This window comes from Mesorhizobium sp. M0478 (genome assembly GCF_040321305.1).
Taxonomy (GTDB): Bacteria; Pseudomonadota; Alphaproteobacteria; order Rhizobiales; family Rhizobiaceae; genus Mesorhizobium.
Genome location: NZ_JAMYRH010000003.1, coordinates 387,754 through 412,640, shown reverse-complemented (window position 1 = coordinate 412,640; position 24,887 = coordinate 387,754). Strand labels below are relative to the sequence as shown.

22 protein-coding genes and 1 pseudogene are annotated in these 24,887 nt (G+C 63.6%); 11 read left to right on the top strand and 12 right to left on the bottom strand.

Features of this window, described 5'->3' with window-relative positions; genetic code table 11:
* Positions 1–14: 14 nt before the first annotated feature.
* On the bottom strand, positions 15–911 hold the full coding sequence (locus tag NKI64_RS09840; RefSeq protein ID WP_023667819.1) for an AraC family transcriptional regulator: 897 nt from the start codon (positions 909–911) through the stop codon (positions 15–17).
* 147 nt (positions 912–1,058) lie between these two features.
* Between NKI64_RS09840 and NKI64_RS09835 the strand changes: the two genes are divergently transcribed.
* Positions 1,059–1,784, top strand: a complete 726-nt coding sequence (locus NKI64_RS09835) for an SDR family oxidoreductase (RefSeq protein ID WP_023682721.1) — start codon at positions 1,059–1,061, stop codon at positions 1,782–1,784.
* Between the two features lie 86 nt (positions 1,785–1,870).
* On the opposite strand, the gene NKI64_RS09830 is transcribed toward NKI64_RS09835, so the two are convergent.
* The 3 genes from NKI64_RS09830 to NKI64_RS09820 all read right to left on the bottom strand — a co-directional run bounded on the left by NKI64_RS09830 (position 1,871) and on the right by NKI64_RS09820 (position 4,004).
* The gene (locus NKI64_RS09830; RefSeq protein ID WP_023708113.1) at positions 1,871–2,101 is read right to left on the bottom strand and encodes a helix-turn-helix domain-containing protein; all 231 of its coding nucleotides are present in this window, start codon (positions 2,099–2,101) and stop codon (positions 1,871–1,873) included.
* A 22-nt stretch (positions 2,102–2,123) separates the two neighbouring features.
* A complete protein-coding gene (locus NKI64_RS09825; RefSeq protein ID WP_023667822.1) occupies positions 2,124–2,870 on the bottom strand; it encodes an IclR family transcriptional regulator in 747 nt (248 codons plus the stop codon).
* 264 nt (positions 2,871–3,134) lie between these two features.
* Complete coding sequence (locus NKI64_RS09820; RefSeq protein WP_023667823.1) at positions 3,135–4,004, bottom strand: helix-turn-helix domain-containing protein; 870 nt, start codon at positions 4,002–4,004, stop codon at positions 3,135–3,137.
* 92 nt (positions 4,005–4,096) lie between these two features.
* On the opposite strand from NKI64_RS09820, the gene NKI64_RS09815 reads away from it, so the two are divergent.
* Together NKI64_RS09815 and NKI64_RS09810 are read left to right on the top strand one after the other, a co-directional pair.
* Positions 4,097–5,641 carry a 4-hydroxyphenylacetate 3-hydroxylase N-terminal domain-containing protein gene (locus NKI64_RS09815; RefSeq protein ID WP_352667765.1) on the top strand — a complete coding sequence of 515 codons (1,545 nt, stop codon included), beginning with the start codon at positions 4,097–4,099 and terminating at the stop codon, positions 5,639–5,641.
* A 6-nt stretch (positions 5,642–5,647) separates the two neighbouring features.
* Positions 5,648–6,157, top strand: a complete 510-nt coding sequence (locus tag NKI64_RS09810) for a flavin reductase (protein ID WP_023667825.1) — start codon at positions 5,648–5,650, stop codon at positions 6,155–6,157.
* A 10-nt stretch (positions 6,158–6,167) separates the two neighbouring features.
* Here the strand turns inward: NKI64_RS09810 and hpaR are convergent, their stop codons facing one another.
* Complete coding sequence (hpaR, locus tag NKI64_RS09805) at positions 6,168–6,563, bottom strand: homoprotocatechuate degradation operon regulator HpaR (protein ID WP_023704722.1); 396 nt, start codon at positions 6,561–6,563, stop codon at positions 6,168–6,170.
* A gap of 201 nt (positions 6,564–6,764) precedes the next feature.
* Between hpaR and NKI64_RS09800 the strand changes: the two genes are divergently transcribed.
* From NKI64_RS09800 to hpaH, 5 genes are read left to right on the top strand one after another with little or no spacing between them, the layout of a single operon-like run.
* Complete coding sequence (locus tag NKI64_RS09800; protein ID WP_023695203.1) at positions 6,765–7,151, top strand: 5-carboxymethyl-2-hydroxymuconate Delta-isomerase; 387 nt, start codon at positions 6,765–6,767, stop codon at positions 7,149–7,151.
* An 11-nt stretch (positions 7,152–7,162) separates the two neighbouring features.
* Positions 7,163–8,680 carry a 5-carboxymethyl-2-hydroxymuconate semialdehyde dehydrogenase gene (gene hpaE / locus NKI64_RS09795; protein WP_023704724.1) on the top strand — a complete coding sequence of 506 codons (1,518 nt, stop codon included), beginning with the start codon at positions 7,163–7,165 and terminating at the stop codon, positions 8,678–8,680.
* Positions 8,681–8,694: 14 nt separating this feature from the next.
* Positions 8,695–9,675, top strand: a complete 981-nt coding sequence (gene hpaD / locus NKI64_RS09790; RefSeq protein WP_023704725.1) for a 3,4-dihydroxyphenylacetate 2,3-dioxygenase — start codon at positions 8,695–8,697, stop codon at positions 9,673–9,675.
* Between the two features lie 29 nt (positions 9,676–9,704).
* On the top strand, positions 9,705–10,580 hold the full coding sequence (locus NKI64_RS09785) for a fumarylacetoacetate hydrolase family protein (RefSeq protein ID WP_023738348.1): 876 nt from the start codon (positions 9,705–9,707) through the stop codon (positions 10,578–10,580).
* Positions 10,574–11,383: a 2-oxo-hept-4-ene-1,7-dioate hydratase gene (gene hpaH, locus NKI64_RS09780; RefSeq protein ID WP_023749145.1), complete on the top strand. Its 810-nt coding sequence runs from the start codon at positions 10,574–10,576 to the stop codon at positions 11,381–11,383. The genes NKI64_RS09785 and hpaH overlap by 7 nt, the downstream gene beginning before the upstream one ends.
* A 17-nt stretch (positions 11,384–11,400) precedes the next feature.
* Here hpaH and NKI64_RS09775 read toward each other — a convergent pair whose 3' ends face one another.
* The 6 genes and pseudogenes from NKI64_RS09775 to NKI64_RS09750 form a co-directional block, all read right to left on the bottom strand.
* The gene (locus NKI64_RS09775; RefSeq protein ID WP_023740566.1) at positions 11,401–12,432 is read right to left on the bottom strand and encodes a phosphotransferase enzyme family protein; all 1,032 of its coding nucleotides are present in this window, start codon (positions 12,430–12,432) and stop codon (positions 11,401–11,403) included.
* Positions 12,429–13,736, bottom strand: a complete 1,308-nt coding sequence (locus tag NKI64_RS09770; protein WP_023729177.1) for an aminotransferase class III-fold pyridoxal phosphate-dependent enzyme — start codon at positions 13,734–13,736, stop codon at positions 12,429–12,431. Before NKI64_RS09770 ends, NKI64_RS09775 begins: the two co-directional genes overlap by 4 nt.
* Positions 13,737–13,769: 33 nt before the next feature.
* Positions 13,770–15,119, bottom strand: a complete 1,350-nt coding sequence (locus NKI64_RS09765) for an aminotransferase class III-fold pyridoxal phosphate-dependent enzyme (protein ID WP_023708115.1) — start codon at positions 15,117–15,119, stop codon at positions 13,770–13,772.
* 20 nt (positions 15,120–15,139) lie between these two features.
* A complete protein-coding gene (locus NKI64_RS09760; RefSeq protein WP_023726267.1) occupies positions 15,140–15,802 on the bottom strand; it encodes an HAD family hydrolase in 663 nt (220 codons plus the stop codon).
* Entirely contained in the window at positions 15,799–17,082 is a 1,284-nt protein-coding gene (locus NKI64_RS09755; RefSeq protein ID WP_023740567.1) for a Tm-1-like ATP-binding domain-containing protein, read from the bottom strand. The genes NKI64_RS09760 and NKI64_RS09755 overlap by 4 nt, the downstream gene beginning before the upstream one ends.
* A 159-nt stretch (positions 17,083–17,241) precedes the next feature.
* Positions 17,242–17,853 (bottom strand): annotated as a pseudogene (locus NKI64_RS09750) (IclR family transcriptional regulator); the annotation flags it as partial.
* A gap of 166 nt (positions 17,854–18,019) precedes the next feature.
* On the opposite strand from NKI64_RS09750, the gene NKI64_RS09745 reads away from it, so the two are divergent.
* The 3 genes from NKI64_RS09745 to NKI64_RS09735 all read left to right on the top strand — a co-directional run bounded on the left by NKI64_RS09745 (position 18,020) and on the right by NKI64_RS09735 (position 22,209).
* Positions 18,020–19,468 (top strand): APC family permease, encoded by a 1,449-nt coding sequence (locus NKI64_RS09745; RefSeq protein ID WP_352667761.1) that lies wholly within the window; start codon positions 18,020–18,022, stop codon positions 19,466–19,468.
* A 63-nt stretch (positions 19,469–19,531) separates the two neighbouring features.
* The gene (locus tag NKI64_RS09740; RefSeq protein WP_023710030.1) at positions 19,532–20,725 is read left to right on the top strand and encodes a cytochrome P450; all 1,194 of its coding nucleotides are present in this window, start codon (positions 19,532–19,534) and stop codon (positions 20,723–20,725) included.
* Positions 20,722–22,209, top strand: a complete 1,488-nt coding sequence (locus NKI64_RS09735) for an aldehyde dehydrogenase (protein WP_352667757.1) — start codon at positions 20,722–20,724, stop codon at positions 22,207–22,209. The genes NKI64_RS09740 and NKI64_RS09735 overlap by 4 nt, the downstream gene beginning before the upstream one ends.
* A 177-nt stretch (positions 22,210–22,386) precedes the next feature.
* Here the strand turns inward: NKI64_RS09735 and NKI64_RS09730 are convergent, their stop codons facing one another.
* Positions 22,387–24,675: a mechanosensitive ion channel family protein gene (locus NKI64_RS09730; protein WP_352667755.1), complete on the bottom strand. Its 2,289-nt coding sequence runs from the start codon at positions 24,673–24,675 to the stop codon at positions 22,387–22,389.
* Positions 24,676–24,887 lie beyond the last annotated feature (212 nt).

The following is a 24,887-nucleotide window of genomic DNA, read 5'->3' as shown; positions in this document are numbered from 1 at the left end:
GCCGCTCGGAAAACTCAATAAGCCGCAGCCGAACTGGGTGTTGCCTGAAGGCGGTCAATATCTTTCCGGGGCGGCGCACCGAACAGGCGACGATATTCTCGGCTGAACTGCGAAGGGCTGTCATAGCCCACCGCGAACCCGGCCGTGCCTGCGTTTGCGCCGCCGGCAAGCATAATCCTTCGCGCCTCCTGCAGGCGCAGCTGCTTCTGGTATTCGAGCGGGGTCATGCGCGTAATCGCCTTGAAATGGGCATGAAGGGACGACGCGCTCATGCCTGATGCCGCCGCAATCTCTTCGATGCGCAGTTGTGCCTGGAAATGATTGCGGATCGTGGCGATGGCGCGGCTGACCTGGTTCAGGTGGCTGTCCACCGACGCCATCTGGCGAAGCGTGTCACCGTGCGGTCCGGTGAGGAGCCGGTAAAGGATTTCGCGTTCGATCAGCGGCGCCAGCACGGTGACGCTCTCGGGGCGATCGAGCAGCCTGACAAGCCGACAGGCGGCATCAATCAGGTCGGGGTCACTTGGATAGGCAGCTAACACCGGCAGATCCCTGCTGGGGGATGCACGTCCTTCTTTCACAAGCAGTTCGGCCAGCGCGGTGGAATCAAAATCTATCTTGCAACAGAGGTAGGGCGCCGCCGGGCTCGCCTCCAACACATGCCCGACCAGCGGCAGGTCGACCGAGACGAGCAGATAGCTCGATGCGTCATAGACCACGCTCTGGTCGGCCAGCGAGACGCGCTTCGATCCTTGGGCGATTATGCAAAGCGACGCCTCGTAGACCGCAGGCACGGGTGCACTGGGCTGGTTGGCGCGAATGAGCGACAGCCGCGGCACCGCAGTGCCGGCCATGCCAGATTTCGGCGCAAAGCGGGTGATCAGCTCGGCGAGTTCATTGATTTTCTCCATGCCGCATAAATCTTCATGGCGCGAAATGTTGCAAGGCATTTCGAGTTCATTTGGAGGATCGTGCAAACTCTTTGGACGATCACGCTACCGGCCTTTGCCGGTTCGCGCCATCTATCTCCCCGTCACCGCAGCGAAAAAGGAACGATCATGACGGGACTTAAAGACAAGGTTGTACTCATCACCGGCGCCTCCAGCGGCATCGGCGAAGCGACGGTTCGGGAACTTGCCGGTGCCGGCGCCAGACTGTTCATCGGGGCCCGCCGCACCGAGCGGCTCAAGGCGCTGGCCGCAGAAATAGGCAAAGGCGTCGCGTGGCGCGAACTCGACGTGACTGACGCGGCGAATTTCGACGCCTTTGCCGATGCCGCTCATGCCGAATTCGGGCAGATCGATGTGCTGGTCAACAATGCCGGCGTCATGCCGCTGTCGCCGCTTGCCGCGCTGAAGCGCGATGAGTGGTCTCGCATGATCAATGTCAACATCGGCGGCGTGCTGAACGGGATCGCCGCGGTGCTGCCGCGCTTCGTCGCCCAGAAGAATGGGCATATCGTCAATGTCGCCTCGGTCGGCGCGCATATCGTGCTGCCCACCGCGGCGGTCTATTGCGGCACGAAATATGCCGTCTGGGCAATCACGGAGGGGCTGCGGCAGGAGCATGACGACATCCGCGCCACGATCATCTCCCCCGGAGTGACCGCAACCGAACTGGGCGACGATATCAGCGATCCTCAGGTCGCCACGGCTCTGAAAGAATGGCGGCAGAAGTCGCTCACACCGGACGCCATTGCACGGGCGATCCGTTTTGCGCTTGATCAACCCGATGGCGTCGACGTCAACGAAGTGATCGTGCGGCCAACCGCTGCCAATATGTAGAACTTGCTGCCGGATGCCGGCTTTCGGCGAGCTACGGCGCTCTCCAAGATCCGGCAAACGGCCCACCCCTTAATGCACCACCGCCCTCAGCCTCTGGCGCAACTCCCGCGGGCCACATCGTACCGGCTCTCGAACGCGCGCGAAAAATGCGCACTCGAATTGAACCCGCAGGCAAAGGCGATTTCCGAGATCGTGGGCGACGCGCGGGCGGGCGACAACAATTCTTCCTTGCTGCGCTCCAGCCGCCTGTCCCAGACGAAGCGTTCCGGTCTCGCGGCAAGGCCGGTGCGCCGCTGGGAACTTAACCCGCTAATCATCTCCCCTGCGACGGTAGAGATGTCAGGCTTCGCCGGCCAGGCGCGCTGAAATCAGCCGCGCCGCCTGGATCACCGCTTCGCCCTGGCTGGCTGCCATGCTGTCATCGGCGCGTGACACAGGCGAGGCCACCGCGAGCGCACCGAGAGGACGCCCATCGGAGCCGAGGATTGCCGCGGCTATGCTGTGCACGCCTTCTTCATAGCCTTGGGAGCTCGAGGAATAGCCGCGCTTGGCGGCAAGCCGGATCGCCTTCATCAGCCTTTCGGGCTGCGTCACCGTGTGTGGCGTGAAGGTCGGCAACGGCTTGTCGACATAGGCCTCGGCCGCTTCCCGAGGCGAAGCGGCGAGAAAGGCGATGCCGGAGGCGGTGCCGTGCAAGGGCAGCACCTGGCCGACATCGACATTGACCCGGTTGGCCTTTGCCGAGAGCTCGACATGGACCGTCAGCAGTGCGCCGGCGCTGAATTCCGACAGATGCACCGTCTCGCCGGTTTCCAGCGCCAGCTCGCGAACCACAGGTGCTGCCACGCGCACGAAGGGAAAATGCGCGTCGCGAAAGCGGGCCAGCCGCGACAGGCCGGCGCCGAGCCGGTAGCGGCGGCTTGCCGGCTCTTGTTCGATCAGGCGGTGGTCGGCCAGCGCCATCAGCAGGCGCCGCGCCGTTGCCTTGTCGAGGCCGGTTTTGCGGGCGAGCTCGGACAGGCCGATCTCCGGTTCGCCGAGCGTAAACTGCTCCAACAGCGATATCGCTTTGCCGACTGTGCTCATCGTGCATCCTCAAGATACTTCGCATGGGACGGAAGCCAATCCACCTTGCAGTCCGCTCATAGCACGTAAATTGGTGGTTCAAATAACGAACCGTTTGGAAGCGACAAAACACCAGCAAGTTTCGCGGCGACATCAATCTCGATGCGCCGCGCCGTGCGGGGTGATGCTGCGCGGCAACACCTATCAACAGGTGGATCAACTCGGCGGCGCCGTGCCTGGCCGGCGTGTCGGCCCAAACGCCTGATCCTGGCCGGCGCGGAAGCTTCAACTCTGCCCCAGCTGCGCGCGGCGCCAGGCGGCGGGCGCCTGGCCAACCCGCTCCCGGAAGAAGCGTGAGAAATAGGCCGGATCTTCGAAGCCGATTTCGTAGGCGATGTCCTCGACGGTGCGCACGGTGAACAGCAGCAACCGCTTGGCCTCCAGCAACCGTCGCTCGCCCATGAGCCGCTTGACGCCGCTGCCAAGCACCGTATGGGCGGCCTTGTCGAGAAGATGCGGTGTAGTGGCCAGCGCCCCGACGTAGCGGTCGACGGGCCAGTTGTCGCGGAAATGCGCATCGACCAGACGGCGCAAGCCGCGCGCCAATGCAGCATCGGAAGAACCGGTGGCATCCATTACCTCGGGACCAAGGCGCGCGATGTGCGAGAGCGCGACGGCGATCAGCGCCGGCAGGGTCTTGTCACTGCCGGCCTGCGCCTCGGCATATTCGGCGGCGATCATCTCCAGCACCGCCGCCAGCCTTTTCCACGCGACGTGCTGAGGAAGGCTATCGGCAAAGACCGGCCGGTCCAATGGCAGCAGGCTGTGAGCGGCTATTGCCGCAAGCGCATCATCGGCGACCGAAACGACGATGGCGTCGGTGCCGGGCCCGATCGAGAAGCCATGCACGATGGTGCTCGGCACGAAGCTGACGGCCGGTGCCGAAAAGTCCCAGGATTGGTCTTCGATGCGGTAGGTGCCGGAGCCGCTGGTCCAGTAGGTGATCTGGCCCATTTGCGGATGCTTGTGCGCGGCAACCTGGCCGAGATGAATGTTGCTGCGCGCAAGCACCGTCTCGACATGCAGGAAGCCGACATCAAGCGGCCGCACCGGCTCGCCATAGACAAAGAAATCAGGAATGGAATTGAGGCTCATGGCGCCGGAAAAAGTCCAATCGGTTTTGCCGTTACGTCCTAACCGATCCTTGCCAGGAGCGCTAGAGTTGATGCCATAAGTGGAGGAACATCATGCGATCGGAAGACTTTCGTGCCGACAATGGGCGCCCGTTCACCGGGGCCGAGTATCTGGAGAGCTTGCGCGACGGCCGCGAGGTCTACATCAACGGCGAGCGCGTCGCCGATGTCACCACCCATCCGGCGATGCGCAATTCGGCGCGGTCGCTGGCGCGCCTCTATGATGCGCTGCACGATCCCAAGCGGCAGGGCACGCTGACCTCGCCTACCGATACCGGTTCGGGCGGCTACACCCACAAATATTTCCGCGTCGCCAAATCCTCCGGCGAACTCGCGGCCCAGCAGACCGCGATCGCCGAGTGGTCACGCATGTCCTATGGCTGGATGGGCCGCACGCCCGATTACAAGGCGGCACTGATGAACACGCTCGGCGCCAATGCCGACTGGTACGGCCCGTTCAAGGACAATGCGCTCGCCTGGCACAAGCGTGCGCAGGAAGCCGTGCTGTTCATGAACCACGCCATCGTCAACCCGCCGATCGACCGCCACAAGCCGGCCGAACAGGTGAAGGATGTCTTCGTCCACATCACCAAGGAGACCGACGCCGGCATCTATGTCTCCGGCGCCAAGGTGGTGGCGACGTCCTCGGCGCTGACCCACTACAATTTCCTGGCGCAGAGTTCGGCGACGGTCACCGAAGATCCGTCGCTGTCGGTCATGTTCATCGTGCCGATGAATGCGCCGGGGGTAAAGATGTTCTGCCGCGTCTCCTATGAGCAGACGGCCAACACGGCGGCGGCTCCGTTCGACTATCCGTTGTCGTCGCGCTTCGACGAGAACGATGCCATCCTGGTGCTCGACAATGTCTTCATCCCCTGGGAGGACGTGCTGGTGCTGCGCGAGGCGCAGAAAATCCTGTCCTTCCATCCGGCTTCGGGCTTCATGCATGGCTATTGCTTCCAGGGCTGCACACGCTTTGCCGTCAAGCTCGACTTCCTCGCCGGCCTGCTGGCAAAGGCGCTGCGCGCCACCGGCGGCGATGCCTTCCGCGGCAACCAGGCGGCGCTGGGCGAGGTCATCGCGCTCAGACACATGTTCTGGAGCTTTTCCAACGCCATGGCCTACAATCCGATCCCCTGGGCGAATGGCGCTGTCCTGCCCAACCTGGAAGCAGCCCTTGCCTACCGGACTTTCATGTCGGAAGCCTATCCGCGCGTCATCGACACGGTGCGCCGGGTGATCGCCTCCGGCTTGATCTACCTGCCGTCATCGGTGCGCGACTTCAACAATCCCGAGATCGACAAATACCTCGCGCAGTATGTGCGCGGTTCCAACGACATGGGCCATGTCGAGCGCATCAAGATCATGAAACTGTTGTGGGACGCGACCGGCACCGAGTTCGGCGGCCGCCACGCGCTCTACGAACTCAACTATGCCGGTGCGCCGGAAGAGGTGCGGCTGCAGGTGCTGAAGGGCGCCGAACGCGGCGGCCGGCTGAAGGCCATGGAAGAACTGGTCGATACCTGCATGGCCGACTATGACGAGAATGGCTGGACGGGAGATACCTGGCTCAATCCGCTCGCTTCATCGGCGGGGTGATGTCAGATGGCCACGCAGATTTCGAAGGCCGATTTCCGCGACGCCATGGCAAGGGTCTGCGCGCCGGTCAACATCGTCACGACAGATGGCCCGGCCGGGCGCGGCGGCTTCACCGCCACCGCCATGTGCAGTGTGTCGGACGAACCTCCGACACTGCTGGTGTGCATGAACGGCCGCTCGACGCAGGCGGCCATGTTTCTCGCCAACCGGCGCTTCTGCGTCAACGTGCTGACGCATGACCATATGCACCTGGCCGGCAAGTTCGCCGGCGCGACCAGGGACATGGAGGCACGCTATTCGGCGGCGCGCTGGCAAACGCTGACCTCGGGGACGCCAGCGCTGTCCGATGCGATCGTCAATTTCGATTGCGAGATCGAGGATGTGCACATCGTCGGCACGCATAATGTCATGATCGGCCGCGTTATCGACGTCAGGCACGGCAGCGGCGGCTCGGCCTTGCTCTATGTCGACCGCAATTACACGCAGCCGACGCGGCTTGGCAGCTTTGGCGGCTGAGCCGCAGCAATCAGCTCTCGCCGGCGATCAGGCTCTCCAGCAGATCGAGCAATTGCTCGAGCCTCTCATGTCCGAAGCGCTGTTCGATGTCGCGGTAGATGACGAGGCGTTCCGGCGACAAGGCATCGATCAGGGCGGAACCCGCCGGGGCGATCGTCAGCACGACACGGCGGCCATCGCCTTCCGCCTTGTTGCGGGTGATGAATTTTCGGCCCTCGAGCGTCTTGATGATGCGTGTCAGGCTGGGCGGCAGCACCGAAGCGCGATCGGCAAGTTCCGTCGCCTCGACAGGGCCGGCCTCGCTCAGAACGCGCAGCACGCGCCATTGCTGTTCGGTCACATCATGCGCCGCCAGCATTGGACGAAACCGCGCCATCACCACTTCGCGGGCATGGAGCAGCGCCATCGGCAGAGAACGACGGGTGTTTTCAGGCAGCAAGAAGCAGCGTCCCCAATGATGCGGGCGGTCGGCGGGACCGCACGCCAAAACCTGACCTTTCCATCCCGTATCGTCGCCTCAACTTGGATGCAAGGCTTGACTTCAGTGATGCTGCATGTAATTAACGCGTTAACTACAGCAGTGGAACAATACGGGGAGCGAGACGCGGTGCCTCACTTTTCCATCGAGTATTCGGCCAACCTCGATGCCAAGGTCGACATGAGCGAATTGTGCGCGCTGGTGTTGCGCACCGTGCTCGGCACCGGGCTGTTTGAAACCGGCGCGGTGCGGGTGCGGGCCTTCCGCGCGGAGGCCTATGCGATCGCCGACAGCTTACCGGAAAACGCCTTTCTCGACATGTCGTTTCGCATTGGAACCGGCCGCAGTGCCGAGGACAAGAGACGAACCGGGGAGGCGGTCTTCTCCGCCGTGAGCGAATACCTCGCCCCCCTGTTCGAGACCCCGCATTTCGCTCTTTCCCTGGAGATCAGGGAAATCGATCCGGTCCTGAGCTGGAAGAAAAATGCAATCCACCCGCGACTGCGCGGCAAGTGACGGAAGCTGATATGTCCGACCTCGAAGGCAATCTGAAAAAGGCCGAGGCCTATCTGGCCCGTTTCAAGCGCGACGGCGTGCTGAACCAGATCGGCGGCGAAGCGGTGCCGGCGGTGGATGGCTCGACCTTCGAGGCCATGTCGCCGGTCGATCTCAAGCCGCTGGCCAAGGTCGCGCGTGGCAGCGCCGCCGATATCGACCGCGCCGCCAAGGCGGCAAAGGCGGCGTTCCCGGCCTGGGCCGCCATGCCGGGCGACGGGCGCAAGAAGCTGCTGCACAAGATAGCCGATGCGATCGAAGCGCGCGCCGAGGAGATCGCCTTCGTCGAGTGCATGGACACCGGCCAGGCGCTGAAATTCATGGCCAAGGCCGCGCTGCGCGGCGCCGAGAATTTCCGCTTCTTCGCCGACCGCGCGCCGGAAGCGCGCGACGGCGAGACGCTGCGCACGACAGGCCAGGTCAACATCACCACGCGCGTGCCGATCGGCCCGGTCGGCATCATCACGCCGTGGAACACGCCGTTCATGCTGTCGACATGGAAGATCGCGCCGGCGCTGGCGGCAGGCTGCACCGTCGTCCACAAGCCGGCCGAATTTTCGCCGCTGACCGCTCGCCTGCTGGTCGAGATCGCGAAGGAGGCCGGCCTGCCGAAAGGCGTGTGGAACCTGGTCAACGGCCTCGGCGAGCACGCCGGCAAGGCGCTGACCGAGCACCCTGACATCAAGGCGATCGGTTTTGTCGGTGAGAGCCGCACCGGCTCGATGATCATGAAACAAGGCGCCGATACGCTGAAGCGCGTGCATTTCGAACTGGGCGGGAAGAACCCGGTGATCGTCTTCGCCGACGCCGATCTCGAACGTGCGGCGGATGCGGCCGTGTTCATGATCTACTCGCTCAACGGCGAACGCTGCACCTCATCGTCGCGGCTTCTGGTCGAAGCCTCGGTCTACGACACATTCACGGATCTGGTTGCGGAGAAGGCAAAGCGCATCAAGGTTGGCCATCCGCTCGATCCCAAAACGGTGGTTGGTCCGCTGATCCATCCGGTGCACGAGGAAAAGGTGCTTTCCTATATCGAGATCGGCAAATCGGAAGGCGCGGTGGTAGCCGCCGGCGGCGGCAAGTTCGCCGGTCCGGGCGGTGGCTGCTATGTCAGCCCGACGCTGTTTACCGGCGCCACCAACAGGATGCGCATTGCCCAGGAAGAGATTTTCGGGCCGGTGCTGACCGCCATTTCCTTCAAGGACGAGGCCGAAGCGCTGGCGCTGGCCAACGACACCCAATACGGCCTGACCGGCTATCTCTGGACGTCGGATGTTACCCGCGCCTTCCGCTTCACCGATGCGCTGGACGCCGGCATGATCTGGGTCAATTCGGAGAATGTGCGGCATTTGCCGACGCCGTTCGGCGGCGTCAAGAATTCCGGCATCGGCCGCGACGGCGGCGACCATTCCTTCGATTTCTACATGGAGACGAAGAACATCGCCTTCGCCACTTCAGCGCACACGATCCAGAAACTCGGCGGCTGACCGGAGGACATCGCATGCCACTGCCCAAACCAAACCTCTATCCCGCCTTCAACATCGTGCGCCTCAGCCATGTCGAACTGGCGGCCACCGACCTTGCGAAATCCCGCGCCTTCTATGTCGACACGCTCGGCCTGCAGGTTACCGACGAGACATCGGACGCCATCTATCTAAGGGCCCTGGAAGAGCGCGGACACCACTGCATCGTGCTGAAGAGGGCCGGCAGCGCCGAAGCACGCGATCTCGGCTTCAAGGTTTTCTCGGATGAGGATCTCGACAAGGCCGAGCACTTCTTCAAGGCAAAAGGCCTGCCGGTCGAGTGGGTCGAGCGACCGTACCAGTCGCGCACCTTCCGCACCCGCGACCCGCACGGCATTCCGCTCGAGTTCTTTGCCCAAATGGAAAGGCTGCCGCCGATTCATCAGAAATATGCGCTCTACAAGGGCGTGAAGCCGCTGCGCATCGACCACTTCAACTGCTTCTCGCCCAATGTCGACGAGTCCGTCGCCTTCTACAACGAGCTTGGCTTCCGCGTCACCGAATACACCGAGGATGCCAGTAGCGGAAAGCTGTGGGCGGCCTGGACGCACCGCAAGGGCGGCGTCCACGACATCGCCTTCACCAACGGTGTGGGTCCGCGCCTGCATCACGTCGCCTTCTGGGTGCCGACACCGCTCAACATCATCGACCTGCTCGATCTGATGGCGACGACGGGTTACCTCGCAAATATCGAGCGCGGCCCCGGCCGGCATGGCATTTCCAACGCCTTCTTCCTCTATGTCAGAGACCCGGACAATCACCGCATCGAGATCTACTGCTCGGACTACCAGACGGTCGATCCGGATCTGGAGCCGATCAAGTGGGACCTCAAGGACCCGCAGCGCCAGACGCTGTGGGGCGCGCCGGCGCCGAAAAGCTGGTTCGAGGAGGGCAGCACCTTTGCCGGCGCGGCCGCACGCCAACCGGATTTGACGGCGTCGCCGATCATCGCACCGTGACCACAGACGCGAACCTGACGGAGACCGGGATGACTGCACCTGGGCGGCTCGCCACCTTCACCGTCGGCGGCAAGACGCGCTATGGCGCGGTCACAGATAAGGGCGTCGTCGACCTGTCGGCGCGGCACAGCCAGTGGCCGACGCTGCGCGAAGTGATCGAGGCCGGCGTGCTACGGCGGCTGGCGGAAGAGGCCGAAGCCTACGCCGTCGATTTTCCAGTCGGCGCCATCGCTTATGAAATCCCTCTGCCGTCGCCGGAAAAGATCATCTGCGTCGGCGTCAACTACCCGGACCGCAACGAAGAGTACAAGGACGGCCAGGCCGCGCCTTCCAACCCGTCGCTGTTCATCCGCTTCCCCCGCTCCTTCGTCGGCCACGACGCGCCGCTGGTGCGGCCGCCGGAATCGCCGCAGCTGGACTATGAGGGCGAGATCGTCATCGTCATCGGCAAGGGTGGACGACGCATCGCCGAGAGGGATGCGCTTGACCATATCGCGGCACTATCCCTGTGCAACGAAGGCACCATTCGCGATTGGGTACGGCACGCCAAGTTCAACGTCACGCAGGGCAAGAATTTCGACCGCACCGGCTCGCTCGGTCCGTGGCTGGTGCCGTTCACCGACGAGGCGCAGATTGCCGACATCGCGCTGACCACCCGCGTCAATGGCGAATTGCGCCAGCAGGACCGCACCAGCCGGATGATCTTCTCGTTCCGCAAGATCATCGCCTATGTCTCCACCTTCACCACGCTGGTGCCAGGCGATATCATCGTCACCGGTACGCCGACCGGCGCCGGCGCCCGCTTCGACCCGCCGATCTGGCTGAAGCCGGGCGACGTGATCGAAGTCGAAGCCGACGGCATCGGCGTGCTCCGCAACGGGGTCGTCGACGAGGCAGCATCGTGACCCCCGAGCAAGTTGAAGATGCCGCGGCAAGGCTGTTCGAAGCCGAGCGTTCGCGCCGCCAGATCCGTCTGCTCAGCCTCGATTTTCCCGACGCGACGATGGAGGATGCCTATCGCGTCCAGGCAGCGCTGGTGAAACGCAAGACCGATGCCGGGCTGACCCCGAAGGGCTGGAAGATCGGCCTGACATCGAAGGCGATGCAATATGCGCTCGCCATCGACACGCCGGATTCGGGCGTGCTGTTCGACGACATGTTCTTCAACGACGGCGCGACGATACCCGTCGGCCGCTTCATCCAGCCGCGCGTCGAGGCCGAGATAGCCTTCGTCATGAAGGCGCCGCTGAGGGGCCCAGGCGTGACCATCTTCGACGTGCTCAACGCCACCGATTATATCACGCCGGCGCTCGAAATCCTCGACACGCGCATCGAACGCGTCAATGCCGAGACAAAGAAGGCGCGCACTTTCTTCGATACGATTTCCGACAACGCCGCCAATGCCGGCATTGTCGTCGGCGGCCGGCCGCAACGACCCGATGAAGCCGATATGCGCTGGATCGGCGCCATCGTCTCGCGCAATGCGGAGGTCGAGGAGACCGGGCTTGGCGCCGGCGTGCTCAACCATCCGGCGATGGGCATTGCCTGGCTGGCGGACAGGCTCGCCCGCTACGGCATGTCCATCGCGGCCGGCGAGGTGGTGCTGTCCGGATCGTTTGTGCGCCCGGTCGAGGCGCGGCCCGGCGATACCATCGTCGCCGACTTCGGCAGCTCGGGAACGGTCAGCATCCATTTCGCCAAGAGCTGACGGCTCTCATCGGCTCGTCAGTTGGGCTGTTCGCCGCGCAGGTAGTCAATCACCACATCGGCTGCGATGGTCGACATCCGCAAGCCGACATCCCTGGTGATGTCGCCTTCGACGCGGCTTTGCACCCAGCCAAGAAAGGCGAAGGCACGCAACGCGGCGAATAGAGGCAATGCGGCGATGTCCTGCGGGATCAGCGCACGCTCTTGCTGGTAGCCGTCAAGCAAAGCGGTTTCGATCAGCGGGTAGATCGCCTCCTCGCGGTTCTGATAGAGGGCGACGGCAAGGTCGTACATGTGCCAGCCATGGCCGCAATCGTCGAAATCGATGATGCGCACCGCGCTGTCATGGATGAGCACATTTTCGCGCACCAGATCGGCGTGGATGATGCCGAAATTGCACGCGCTGCGCTCATGTTCCGACAGCGCCTTCACTGCCTTGTCGCGCGCCTGCAAGACCAGCGCGCGGCGAGGACCATCGAGAAAGGGCGAGGTCTCGAACCGGCCCCAGACCGGGTTCGCACCGAAGAAGCCGTCGAAGTCCCAGGCATGGCGGACGAAGCCCGCGGGCGGCGTCCACGAGGCAGTGACATTGTGCATATGGGCGATGGTCCGCCCGATCGCCGTGAAGATCTGGATCGACTGGTCGGCCGTGTGGGCCAGTGGCACGCCGCGTGCGCCCACGGCGCGGCCCTCCAGCCAGCTCAGGCAATCGGCCTGCCGGGGCTGCGCCGAGGTGGCCGTTCTGACAAGCACGAACGGATCGCCGGCCTGTGTTGCGACGCAAGACGGCGTGGCGACGCCGGCGGATTGCAGGAAGCCCATCCATTGCAGTTCCGAACGCAGCGCGGCGTCCGTGTGGTAGCCGAGCCGGTGGATGCGCATGGCTGCCGGCTGGCCATCCGGCAGCCGCACGCGGAAGACGGCGTTCTCGCGGTGCTTCAGAAGTTCCGGCTCAGAGTTGCGGACGCCCCAATGTTCGAGCGCACGCCTGGCGAGCTCCGTGACATCGGCTGCCGTTTCGGGCTGGGATTGGGTGGAAACAGAATTCACGCCGGCACTCCGCCGACTTGGCCCAGCACCTCGTCCAGCAGGCCGATCAGGAACTCGGCATTGTCGCGCGAGAACGGCATGGGCGGGCGGATCTTGAGCACATTGCCGTGGATGCCGGTCTTGCCCATCAGCACGCCGCGATGGCGCATGCGATTGGCGACCTGCTCGGCAATGTCGGGCGCCGGTTCGCGCGTGTCGCGGTCGTGGACCAGCTCGGCGCCGAAGAACAGTCCGGCCCCCCTGACCTCGCCGATGCACTCATGCCGATCGGCCAGCGGGCGCAGCAGGCCAAGCGCATAGGCGCCGACGTCTTGCGCGTTGGCGACAAGGTTTTCCTGTTCGATGACGTCGAGGACGGCATTGGCGACTGCGCAGGAGACCGGGTTGCCGCCAAAGGTGTTGAAGTAGCGGAAAGCGTCGCGGAAGGTCGCCAGTATCTCCTTGGTGGTGACCACGGCCGCGATCGGATGGCCATTGCCCATCGGCTTGCCCATGGTGACGATGTCGGGGACGAAGCCGGCGCGCTGATGGCCCCAGAAATGGCTGCCGGTGCGGCCGAAGCCGGGCTGCACTTCGTCGGCGATGACCAGACCACCGGCTTCGCGCACGGCCCCCAAGGCGTCGTCGAAAAATCCGGTGGGCAGAGCCGGGAAACCTTCATTGGCGAGCAGCGGACACAAGATGATGCCAGACAGGCCAATGCCATCCTGTGCCAGCGAGGCGATCGCTTGACGCACGGCGTCGCCAAAGGCCTTGCCATTGGCCATCGCATCGGGATGGCGATAGCTGTCGGGGGCCGGCACCAGCCTGACATGGGGGGCGCGGCCGCGGATCGGAGGCATGCGCGTGCTGAGCTGCGAAACCGCCGCCGTGTTGCCATGATAGGTGGCGTCGGTGGCGATGATGCCCATATTGCCGGAGGCGGCCTGCGCCATGCGCAGCGCTATGTCGTTGGCCTCGCTGCCGGTACAGGTCAGGATTGCGGTGGCGAGGCTTGCATCGAAGGTCGCCGTCAGCCGCTCGACATAGTCGAGAATTGCGGTATGCAGATAGCGTGTGTGGGTGTTGAGCAGGCTTGCCTGACGGCACAAGGCCTCGACCACATGCGGGTGGCAATGGCCGACATGGGCGACGTTGTTGTAGGCATCGAGATACTTGCGGCCGTCGGCATCGTAGAGCCAGACGCCTTCGCCGCGCACCAGGTGCACGGGCTCGTCGTAGAACAATTGCGATTTCGCGCCGAGCAGGCGGGCACGCCGCTTGACGAGCGCTTCCTCGCTCGGGTTCTTCTCAGATTGGGTCATTGCGTACCAAACTCCATTGCGTCAGCGGGTCCATCAGGCCCTCGACAGACCTGCATCGATGGCCTCGCCGATCTTTGCCACGTCGGCGGCGCCGATGATCAGCGGCGGCGACAGGATGATGTTGTTGCCGGACACGCGCAGCATGACGCCGGCGTCATAAGTGGCTTCCGAAACCACGGCCATGGTCTTCTTGTCCACCGGCTTTTTCGTCGTGCGATCGGAGACCAGCTCTAGCGCAGCCATCAGGCCCTTGTACCTGATGTCGCCGACGATCGCGTGCTTGGCTTTTAGCCCCTCCAGCGTCGCCGCCAGCTCGATGCCGCGCGCGGCTGCATTCTCGTCCAGGCGAAGCCGTTTGGTCTCGGCAAGTGCAGCCAGCCCTGCCGCGCAGCCGACAGGATGGCCGGAATAGGTATAGCCATGACCGATCGCCCCGAAGCTGGTCTTGTCGGCCTCGAAGACGTCGGCGACCTTGGCGCCGATCAAGGTGGCGCCGAGCGGGAAATAGCCCGAGGTGATCGCCTTGGCGATGGTCATGAAATCCGGCTTCACGCCGGATAGCCGCGAACCCGACCAGGCGCCGGTGCGACCGAAGCCCGTGACCACCTCGTCGGCGATCAGCAGGATTTCGTGGCGGTCGCATATCTCGCGGACCAGCGGCATGAAGCTGTCATGCGGAACGATGACGCCTCCGGCGCCGAGAACCGGCTCCATGATGAAGGCGGCAATGGTGTCGCCGCCCTGGAAGGCGATCTCGTCCTCCAGCGCTTTGGCGCACAGTTTGGCCAGCCGCGCCGGATCGGTCTCGTCGAACGGATTGCGGAAGGTCCAGGGTGCGGGAATGTGGAAGACGCCGGGCATAAGCGGCTCATAGTTGCGGCGGAAATTGGCGTTGCCGTTGACCGACGCGCCGCCGAAATGTGTGCCGTGATAGCCCTTCTTCAGGGCAAGGAATTTTGTCCGGTCGCCCTGGCCGCGGATCTTCCAGTATTGGCGGGCGAGCCGCAGTGCGGTTTCGACCGAATCCGAGCCGCCCGAGGTGAAGAAGGTCCGCACCATGCCTTCCGGTTCGAACCATTCGCTGAGTTCGTAAGCGAGCTCGATCGACGGGCCGGTCGACGTGCCGCGAAACCCGGAATAGTAGGGCAGGGCGCTGAGCTGGTCGGCGATGGCCTTCTTGATGGGGTCGCAGGAGTAGCCGAGATTGACGTTCCACAGGCCGCCAACCGCATCGAGCACGGTGTTGCCGTCGATGTCTGTGACCATCACGCCTTCGCCTTTCATGATCACCTTTGGCGGGTTGGCCCGCATCTCGGCCGGGTGTGCCATCGGATGCCAGATCGGCTTGGCGTTTTTCTCGGTGAGGAAATTGATGTCGCGCATCGCAAGGCTCCGCAAATGTCTCAGGAGATGAGGTCGAAATGGCCGAGGGCCTCGGCATAGGAAAGTGCCGGTCGCGCGACGTCGAAATGAACCGTGCGCATGCCGGCGGCACGGCCGCCATCGACATTGCGCTGCTGGTCGTCAACGAACACACAGGCGCCGGAAGGCAGGCCAAGCGCCTCGGTCACCAAGGCATAGGCGCGCGGATCGGGCTTGAGGATGCCGGTATAAGTGGCGTCGACGATGGTGTCGAACAGCTCGAGCAGCGGCAGCCGCTGACGGAAGCCGGCGCCATAGAACAGATCTAGCTCGTTGGACACGATCGCCAGGCGAAATCCCGCCGCATGCACGGTCCGGATTGCGCGGACGGCTTCGGGCCGCACGATCTTTTCCGGCTCGGCTCCGCGTGCGCGCTGGACGAATGTCTCCATCGCCTGCCAGTCCTCGCCGACGAGCCGGCCGACTTCGCTGGTGCGGGTGCGCCAATAATCGCGCTCGCTGATCTCGTCGGCCTGCATTGAGCGCCACAGCGGATCTGAATCCGGGTCGAACGGCCCGTACCATTGCAGCGTTCCCGGCGCGAGGCCGAGCGCCTGTTCGGTCAAGGCATGGGTCTCGAAAAGGGTCCGGGTGACGACGCCGCCGAAATCGAGGACGAGCGCCTGGGCAGGAACAGCGCTCACGCAGCCACTCCCTTGGCCGGCATGCCGCGCGGGATGATGCCTTCCTCGACCCAGCGGTCGAAGATTTCGAGCGCCTTGCCGACGAACTCGTCGCTGTTAATGTGGGCGTCGATCTCGTGGAACTCGACGCCGGCGGGAATGGTCTTGCGCATCTCATCGGTGAACGCCGCGAGGGCTTCGGGTTCGTACAGCGGCTCGCCCTGCGCATCCCATTCCTGGATGCCGCCGGAGGGCAGGATGAAAGCGGAGCGCCCCTTCGACGCACCGAGCTTGGCGGCGATGGTCCTGGCGACTTCACGGCGGTCGGCGGCATCGACGGTGATCGAGCCGATCAACCTGTTATGAGCATGGAATGGCCGCTGCGCGAACTTTGTCGGCAGCGCCTGCCAGGTCGGCAAATCGACCATGTCCACGGCGCCAGGGGCTGCGATCTGCGGAATGCCGCGGGCGCCGGCATTCTCGAGCCGGTCGGCGCCGGAGCTGACGACCGAGCCGGCAAGATGATTGGTGATCTCCTGCAGGCTGAAGTCGAACACCGCGCAGAAATGGTCCTGGCTGGCGATCGATTCGAAGGCCCGGCCGCCCATCCCGGTGGTGTGAAAGACCGCGACATCATAGCCGCGCTGCTCCAACGCCGGCTTCAGCGTCTTCATATAGCGCAGGCAACTGCTGCCCAGCGAAGTCATGCCGATGGTCGGTCCGACCGCCGGGGCCGAAGCACGGGATGCAAGCACGATCCTCGCCGCACCGACGACCGCGCCGCAGGCCTGGGAAAGGACCAGCTTGCAGATGGTGTTGAGGCCGTAGAGCCCGCCTGCCCACAGGATCATCATCAGGTCGGGCGCGACACGCTCGGGCGGAATGAGATGCGAGTAGGCGATGGTCGAGACGACGAATTTCGGCACGCCGAGCGGCAGGCACAGCGCGACATCGAGCGCCAAATCGGTTCCCATCGAACCACCGATGGCGATGAAAGCGTCGATCTCGCCGCGCTGGTGAAGTTGGCGCACCAGCTGAACGGCGCCGACGGCCATCAATGTCATGGCGGTGTTTTCATCGCCGCTCGAGACGATTTCGGCCATCGTCACGCCAGCGGCCCGCGCAACGGCATGCTTGTCGTGATCGGGACTATAGGCGGGGGCGCCCAGCACGCTGACATCCATCATCACGGCGCGGCCACTGGATGCCTCGATACACGCTTTCATGAACAGCAGTTCGTCGGTCTTGGTGTCGCCCGTGCCGATGACCAGGATGCGGGGCGTCGCCATATCTGCAGACATCAGGCCTGCCTCCTCAGGGTTTGCAGGTTTTCGCCATTGAGGCGCATCGAAATCTCCCGTGCCGCGGTCACAACCGCAAGCCCTCGTTTCCACGATCGCAGCCGGTGTCGTCCTGGCCTTCGGGGCTGCCACCGCAATTGTCCCCAGCGCAAGTCCGTCGGCGGCGCGGATTGCAGCCGCGACGCCGATCACGCCGTCCTCATGGCCCTGGTCGCAGATCGAATAGCCGCGGTCGCGCGCCTCGCCGATCGACTTTGAAATGGCGGCCGGCTCGACGAGGGTATGATCGGTGAAGGCCTCAAGCGAACCTGTCAGGCATGCTTTCACGGTCGCGTTGTCGGCGAAGGCGAGATAGGCGATGCCGGAGGCGGTGGAATGCAGCGGCAGAAGCTGGCCGACATCGATGTTCACCCGGTTTGCCCAACTTGAATGCTCGACATGGACGGTGATCAGCCTGTCGACGCCGAATTCCGACAGATGCACCGTCTCGGTTGTCGAACCCGCCAAATCCTGCGCCACGGGAATTGCCGTTTGCAGGAACGGGAAGCAGGCTTCGCGGATACGCGCCAGCCGCGACAGGCCGGCGCCGAGGCGATAGTGCCGCGTGCCGGCATCCTGCTCGACGAAGCCATGGCCGCCCAGCGCCATCAGCAGCCGCCGCGTCGTCGCCTTGTCCAAGGCGCACCGCCGCGCGAGATCGGAAAGTCCGAGCTCGGGCTCGTCCGCCGTGAACAGCTCCAGAAGTGAAATCGCCTTGCCGACCGTACCCATCCAGCCTCCCGCTCGGATAGAAACTTAATGTGTGAATTAACTTGACAGGCATCCGCATTCTTTGCAAGTCTATATTCAAAATAAGGGTTCAAATAATGAACCAATGGCATTCAGGGAGCAGGCCGAGCGGCCGCGAACCCACGGGTTCGTAAAACTGGAGGGACAAATGTCAGCAGTTTCGGAACAGGCGCCCGCCAACAGGCTGCGCAAGAACAGTGTTGGCGTCGGCGCTATCACCTTCATGGTGATTTCGGCGGCGGCGCCGCTCACCGCGGTCGCCGGCGGCACGCCGCTCGGCATGCTTATGGGCAATGGGGCGGGCTTTGCCGGAACCTATCTTATCGTGACCGTGTTGCTGCTGCTGTTTGCGGTCGGCTACGTCGCCATGTCGCGCCATGTCGGCAATGCCGGCGCCTTCTATGCCTATGCCGCGCGCGGGCTCGGCGGTTTTGCCGGCGGCGCAACCGCAATCATCGCGATCCTGTCCTACAACGCCATGCAGATCGGGGTCATGGGCCTGCTGGGGGCCGCGACCGCCGGCCTGTTCGCCGGCTGGGGCATCGACCTGCCCTGGTGGGTGTGGAGCTTCATCGCCGTTGCCATCGTCGCGGTGTTGGGCTACCGCCAGGTCGACCTCTCGGCCAAGATCCTGACGGTGCTGGTGCTGTGCGAATACATCGTGGTGCTGGTGTTAGACCTCGCCATCCTCAAGACCGGTGGCGACAGCGGCCTCTCGGCGGCGCCGTTCAGCTGGAGCCAGATCGTCAGCGGCTCGCCCGCCATCGCCATCCTGTTCTGTTTCGCCGCCTTCATCGGTTTCGAGGCGACGACGATCTACGCCGAGGAAGCCCGCGACCCCAAGGTGACCATTCCGCGCGCCACCTATTTCTCCGTGCTGCTGATCGGCGTCTTCTACATGGTCACGGCCTGGCTGATGGCGGTCGGCGCCGGCGTCGACAAATTGTTGCCGGCACTGCAGGCGCTTCAGGATCCGACGACTTTCCTGTTCGGCCTGTCCGACCGCTACGCCGGAACCATGCTGTCGCACGCCATGGGCATCCTGTTCGTGTCGAGCCTGTTTGCCGGCGTGCTGGCGTTCCACAACGCGGTTGCCCGCTACATCTACGTCTCGGGCCGCGAGAAGCTGTTGCCTGAAGCGATCGGCGTGACGCATTCAGTGCACCAGAGCCCGCATGTCGCTTCCGTCATCCAGAGCGTGTTGGCAGCGATCGTCATCGGACTGTTCGCGATACTCGGCCTCGATCCGGTTCTGGCGCTGTTTTCCTGGCTGACCAATGTCGCGACGCTGGGAGTCATCGTCATGATGGCGGTGGCCTCGCTCGCCGTGGTGATGTACTTCCGCGCCAACCCGTCGACGCAGGAGAATGCGCTGAAGACCACCATCCTGCCTGGGCTGGCCTTCATCGCTTTCGTCGTCATCATCTACCTGATCGTCATTAATTTCGGTGGCCTGTCGGGCGCCAGCGGCTTCCTCGGCGCGTTGCTGCCGGGGTTGGTGCTGATTGCCGCGGTGGTCGGCCTGCTGCTTGCCGGTGCGTTGAAGAGCCGGGATCCGGTTGCCTTCGAAAATCTCGGCGTGCCGCTGAAGGACTAGGACAAAGGACAAGGGGGTAGCGCGTTCGGCGCCGCCCCTTTCCATCGCAAGGGAGTAACGGCGTTGAGCTTTGCCGAGAGCATCACCGTTGAGGCGCTGGAAGCCGATCCGTATCCGATCTATGCGAAACTGCGGCGCAGCGCGCCTGTCGCTTTCGTGCCGGCGGTCAATCTCTGGTTCGTCACCCGCTGGAAGGACGTCGAGACCGTCGCAAAGTCACCCGACATCTTCTCCGCCGTCGTCGGTACGTCTCCGGTCGAACGCTCGTTCGGCAAGCCGACCATCCTGACCACCGACGGCGAAACGCATAGACAGCTGCGCCAAGGCGTCGATCCGAAATACCGGCCGCGCACCGTCGCCGCCTATGCCGGCGATCTCGTACGGTCGATTGCCGAACCTTTTCTCGACCGGATCGCCGAACAAGGCTCCGCCGAGCTGATGGCGGATTATTTCGAGCCGGTGTCGACGCTCAGCCTGGCGCGCTCGCTTGGCCTTGCCGACATCGACATGCCGACGCTGCGCCGCTGGTTCTATGGCCTTGCGCAGGGCGCCATCAATTTCGAGAACGACCCGAAGCGGCAAGAGATCGCCGACGCGATCAGCGCCGAGGTCGGCGCAGCCATCCGGCCGACTCTGGATAGACTTGCGCGCGCCCCCGACGGCTCGGCGCTGTCGCATATGCTGCATGACGGCATGCCGGAAGGCACGACGCGGCCGATCGATTTCTTGATGCCGAGCATCAAGGTCATTCTGCTTGGCGGCATGCAGGAGCCCGGACATGGTGCCGGTTCGATCCTCGCCGGCCTGCTTGCGCATCCCGAACAATTGCGGCAGGTGCTCGCCGATCCCGAGACCTTTGTGCCCAGGGCTGTCGATGAAGGCTTGCGCTGGGTGGCGCCGATCGGAACCCAGACGCGGCAGACGACGCAGGCGGTCGAGCTTGGCGGCGTAACCATCCCTGCCGGCGCCGCGGTCGCTGCACTTGTCTCCTCGGCAAGCCGCGACGAGAGCCGCTTTGCCGATCCAGACCGCTTCGACATCAACCGCAGGGAAGGCAATCATGCCGCCTTCGGCTTTGGTCATCATTTCTGTTCGGGCCGGTTTTTCGCGCGCGAGCAGATGTGCCTTGCGTTAAGGCTGCTGCTCCTGCGCTTCCCCGATCTCAGCTTGGTGCCAGGCAAGGTGCCGGTGTTTCGCGGCTGGGAATTCCGCGCGCCAACCACGTTGTATGTTTCCCTGGGAGTCCGCCACCAATGATCAGCCAGAATGCCATCGACGCGCTGCGCAAGACGGAGATGGGCGAGCGGGGCTTGTTTATCGACGGCGTACAGGCCGCAGCGACGAGCGGCGCGACGCTGGCGGTGATTTCGCCGATCGACGGCCGCCCTTTTGCCAGCATCGCTGACGGCAATGCCGCCGACATCGATCGCGCGGTCCGATCGGCGCGAAAAGCATTCGAGAAGGGTTCATGGTCGCGCGCCGCCCCTGCCTTTCGCAAGAAGGTGCTGACGAAATTTGCCGAGCTGATCGAAAAACATGTCGATGAGCTGGCCGTGCTTGGCGTGCGCGACAACGGCACCGAGATCGGCATGGCCTACAAGGCCGAGCCGCTGTCGGCGGCCGGCACCATCCGCTACTACGCCGAGGCGATCGACAAGGTCTATGGCGAGATCGCGCCGACGGCCGACAATGTGCTCGGGCTGATCCACAGGGAGCCACTCGGTGTCGTCGGCGTCATCGTGCCGTGGAACTTCCCGCTGATGATCGGTGCCTGGAAGATTGCGCCCGCACTGGCCACCGGCAACAGCGTCGTCGTCAAGCCGCCGGAGATCGCCTCGCTGACCTTGCTGCGGCTGGCCGAACTCGCAAGCGAGGCTGGACTTCCCGAAGGCGTGTTCAACGTCGTTACCGGTCATGGTGCTGTCGCCGGCGAAGCGCTTGGCCTCCATATGGATGTCGACGCCATCGCCTTTACCGGATCGGGGCCGGTCGGCCGGCGGCTGCTCGAATACTCCGCCCGTTCCAATTTGAAGCGGGTCTTCCTCGAGCTTGGCGGCAAGTCGCCCAACATCGTCTTTGCCGACGCTCCGGACCTGAAGCAGGCGGCGGTCGTCTCGGCTAACGGCATCTTTCGCAATTCAGGCCAGGTCTGCGTGGCGGGCTCGCGTCTGCTCGTCCAGTCGTCGGTCTATGATCTTTTCATGGACGAACTTGTCTCGGCAACCACGCGGCTCAAGGTCGGCGACCCGCTCGATCTCGCCAGCGATATCGGTGCGGTATCGAGCGCCGAACAGCTGGACAAGAATCTCGGCTTCGTCGCCATGGCGCAAGCCGAAGGCGCCCGTCTCGTCGCCGGTGGCGAACGGATACTGACCGAGACCGGCGGCAGCTACATGGCGCCGACGATCTTCGAGAACGTGACGCAAGAGATGCAGTTGGCGCGCGAGGAGGTGTTCGGACCGGTGCTCGGCGTGATGCGCTTCGAGACCGAGGAGGAGGCGGTGCATCTGGCCAACTCCACTGTCTACGGACTTGCCTCGGCGGTGTGGACCGCCAATCTTTCCACGGCCCATCGCATGGTGCGCGCCATCAACGCCGGTGTCGTCCACGTCAACACCTATGGCGGAGCCGATATCACCGTGCCGCTTGGCGGCGTCAAACAGTCCGGTTTCGGCCGTGACAAGTCGCTGCATGCGCTGGAGAAATTTGTCGACCTCAAGACCGCCTGGATTGCGCTCTGAGCCTCGCGGAAAGGCCAGCATATCTGCTCTTTTCGTCAAGCTTGGCCTCAGAACGCCACGCTGGTGCTGGTTGGCGGCGATCAGGTCGTCGCTATCGGCAGCTCGACTAGCGTGGTGTCGCGCGGGTCCAGGCTTTGCGCGGAAAGCCGTGTTGCGACCGGCGGGTATCACAGCGTCCTACTCCGTTGTGCCGGCTTTTTTTCTGCGCCGATTGGTGTGCGACTGGGCGACGGCCATTCGTAATTCAGGTGTGACCTCCAAACGCGCATTCTCTGTCCCATGCGGGTCTTGCAGCCCCTGGACGTGGACGGTCGGGAATGGGAGCTCGATGCCCTGCTCCTTGAAGGCCTGGCGGAGGCGCAAAAAGAACCTGCCTTTCATGCTGAAGGCGCCTCCAGGTCTGGTCGTGACCTTGACCCTCAAGACGATGCCGTACTCGCCGAACTCCTGCACCCCCTGCATCTTGATCGGTTCGATCACCCAGTGTTTGAACTCCGGATCTTCCGCCAGTTCCAGGCCAATTCGCTTGATCAGTTTGCGAGCAAAGTCGATATCGGTGTCATAGCCAACGGTGATGTTGAATTTGTCGGTGACCCAGTCACGGCTCTGGTTCTGCACGGCGCCGAGTTCGCCGAAAGGTATCGTGAACAGCGGACCACGATGGTGGCGCAGCTTCACCGAGCGCAGCGAAAAGCTCTCCACCGTACCCCTGTAGCTGCCCGATGAAATGTATTCGCCGACACGGAAAGCATCGTCGAGCAGATAAAACACGCCAGAGATCACGTCCTTGACGATGGTTTGCGCGCCAAAACCCACGGCGACGCCGACGACGCCGGCGCCGGCGATCAGCGGGCCGATCTGGATGCCGATCGAAGCGAGCATCATCAGCACCGCCATCACGATGATCACTGCTAGCAGAATGTTCTGGATGATCGGCAACAGCGTGTGCAGCCGCGCCTGATGCGGATCGAGGGTGAGGATGTCTTCTTCGCTCACCACCGCTTGCGGTATCGCGACGCCCAGCTTTCGTTCGATCAAGGCTTTGATGATCGACCAGCCGAAATCGGCAGCAAGGGCAATGACCACGACGTTGATCAAGCCGCGCAATATGAGCATGGTGGTCGTATCGCTGCCGCGCATGGATTGCATGTCCAGGCCCAGTACGCGTGCGAGAAGGTAAGCCGCCGCGAGGATGAAAATCATCCGGATACCGCGATCGATGACAGCGATCGTCACCGCCGGGATCGTCGGCCGGCCGGCATCTTCCGAACCGGGCCGCAGGACGAAATTAACCCCGCGCTCTGTCAGCACAATTGCCAAAGGCAGGAAGAATGCGGTGAAGGTAAACCAGAAGAATGTGTAGAGGCCGGCAATGCGTTCGAGGAACAGAACGACGAAGTAAGCCGTCAACAACCATGTCACTGCCGTGTCACCGCTGTGGCGCGCGCCGTCTCGCTGCGTTCTTGGCCGACGCCAAATGGCCAGCAGGAAGAGCAACAGCAGGATGAAATCGGCGCCCACCGACAGGACCATCATTCCGTCCTGGTCTATGCCGAGACCCGGCAAGAGGACAAACGCGGCGGCGAAGAAGGCGAAAACGCCGACGATCCGGGGCAGCCAATAAGCCCAATGGTCAGCAGCTCCGTTGGTGATCGGCAGGGCACGAACCTCGATGGCGTGCTCGACCTCCATGAAAGAAGGGACGAGCGTGGCCATCACGTATAGGCGCACAGCCCACGTAAAGACCGCAGCCATCAGAAATGTCAGCACAATCTCGCGGATGAGCGCTGGCCAGTCGAACAGCATGAACGCACCGGCGCTGCCCAGCGCGAACGAGCCGATCATCATGCTGGAATAAAGCGTGCGGCCGCCGATCTTCTTGGCCCGCCCGATGGGCGTATCTCTGGGTTGCGCGATGATCCAAAGACGAAATGGACGGGTGAGCTTGTATATTGCCCAGGTGAGCGCCAGGCCGGCAGCGATAAAGATCGCAATCAGCACCAATATGCTGACGGGGCCCTTGCTGGACATATCGTCCATTGTCTGGGCCCGGACGCACGCGAACTGGCCTGGCAGTGTGGGCACGGTTCGCACGATTTTCTCGATGTGATGCTTGATCCGATCGAGCGTCGAGGATGCCATTGTATTCATCTGGCCCGGTGCGGCCACGGCGTCGGCCGGCGGAGCGCCAGCCGCAGCAGGCGCTTCCGTTGATCCAGCGGCCGGATTTCGTTGCTCGGCCACCCAGGCCTTCACCGACGGATCGTCGAGAAGCTCGAACAGCTGTTTGACCTTGTCGGGCGCGACGGCGGCCGGTGACTGCGCCTGTGCCGGGCCAGCCAGCAGGAGGGCGATCCCAAGGACGAACGACCCGGCAATCAGGGCAAACTTCGTCGTCAGGCCTCCGAGACGCCGTGCCGGGCGCGCCAGCTTGCTGGCTCCCAATCGTCGATTCATGAGCAGCATCGTGCGGTAACCTTCCGGTCAGATCGGCGAGCAAGGACAGCTATGTCCGTCGTTGCCCCCACCTTTAACAAGCCGATGTTGCGGTGCAAGTCTCATCGCACCTAGACCGTTGGGTAGGGCACCAGGCGACCGGCAAGGCTGTCATCACCAGTGCCAGCGTTGCGCTGCATTCCTTGTCCCGACCACCTAGACCGGGTCGTTGTCGGTCGGGG

Bases quoted from the DNA above. Each gene is read 5' to 3' on its own strand.
- NKI64_RS09840 (WP_023667819.1), bottom strand. From the start codon at position 911: ATGGAGAAAATCAATGAACTCGCCGAGCTGATCACCCGCTTTGCGCCG.
- NKI64_RS09835 (WP_023682721.1), top strand. From the start codon at position 1,059: ATGACGGGACTTAAAGACAAGGTTGTACTCATCACCGGCGCCTCCAGC.
- NKI64_RS09830 (WP_023708113.1), bottom strand. From the start codon at position 2,101: ATGATTAGCGGGTTAAGTTCCCAGCGGCGCACCGGCCTTGCCGCGAGA.
- NKI64_RS09825 (WP_023667822.1), bottom strand. From the start codon at position 2,870: ATGAGCACAGTCGGCAAAGCGATATCGCTGTTGGAGCAGTTTACGCTC.
- NKI64_RS09820 (WP_023667823.1), bottom strand. From the start codon at position 4,004: ATGAGCCTCAATTCCATTCCTGATTTCTTTGTCTATGGCGAGCCGGTG.
- NKI64_RS09815 (WP_352667765.1), top strand. From the start codon at position 4,097: ATGCGATCGGAAGACTTTCGTGCCGACAATGGGCGCCCGTTCACCGGG.
- NKI64_RS09810 (WP_023667825.1), top strand. From the start codon at position 5,648: ATGGCCACGCAGATTTCGAAGGCCGATTTCCGCGACGCCATGGCAAGG.
- hpaR (WP_023704722.1), bottom strand. From the start codon at position 6,563: ATGGCGCTGCTCCATGCCCGCGAAGTGGTGATGGCGCGGTTTCGTCCA.
- hpaE (WP_023704724.1), top strand. From the start codon at position 7,163: ATGTCCGACCTCGAAGGCAATCTGAAAAAGGCCGAGGCCTATCTGGCC.
- hpaD (WP_023704725.1), top strand. From the start codon at position 8,695: ATGCCACTGCCCAAACCAAACCTCTATCCCGCCTTCAACATCGTGCGC.
- NKI64_RS09785 (WP_023738348.1), top strand. From the start codon at position 9,705: ATGACTGCACCTGGGCGGCTCGCCACCTTCACCGTCGGCGGCAAGACG.
- NKI64_RS09770 (WP_023729177.1), bottom strand. From the start codon at position 13,736: ATGACCCAATCTGAGAAGAACCCGAGCGAGGAAGCGCTCGTCAAGCGG.
- NKI64_RS09765 (WP_023708115.1), bottom strand. From the start codon at position 15,119: ATGCGCGACATCAATTTCCTCACCGAGAAAAACGCCAAGCCGATCTGG.
- NKI64_RS09755 (WP_023740567.1), bottom strand. From the start codon at position 17,082: ATGTCTGCAGATATGGCGACGCCCCGCATCCTGGTCATCGGCACGGGC.
- NKI64_RS09745 (WP_352667761.1), top strand. From the start codon at position 18,020: ATGTCAGCAGTTTCGGAACAGGCGCCCGCCAACAGGCTGCGCAAGAAC.
- NKI64_RS09735 (WP_352667757.1), top strand. From the start codon at position 20,722: ATGATCAGCCAGAATGCCATCGACGCGCTGCGCAAGACGGAGATGGGC.
- NKI64_RS09730 (WP_352667755.1), bottom strand. From the start codon at position 24,675: ATGCTGCTCATGAATCGACGATTGGGAGCCAGCAAGCTGGCGCGCCCG.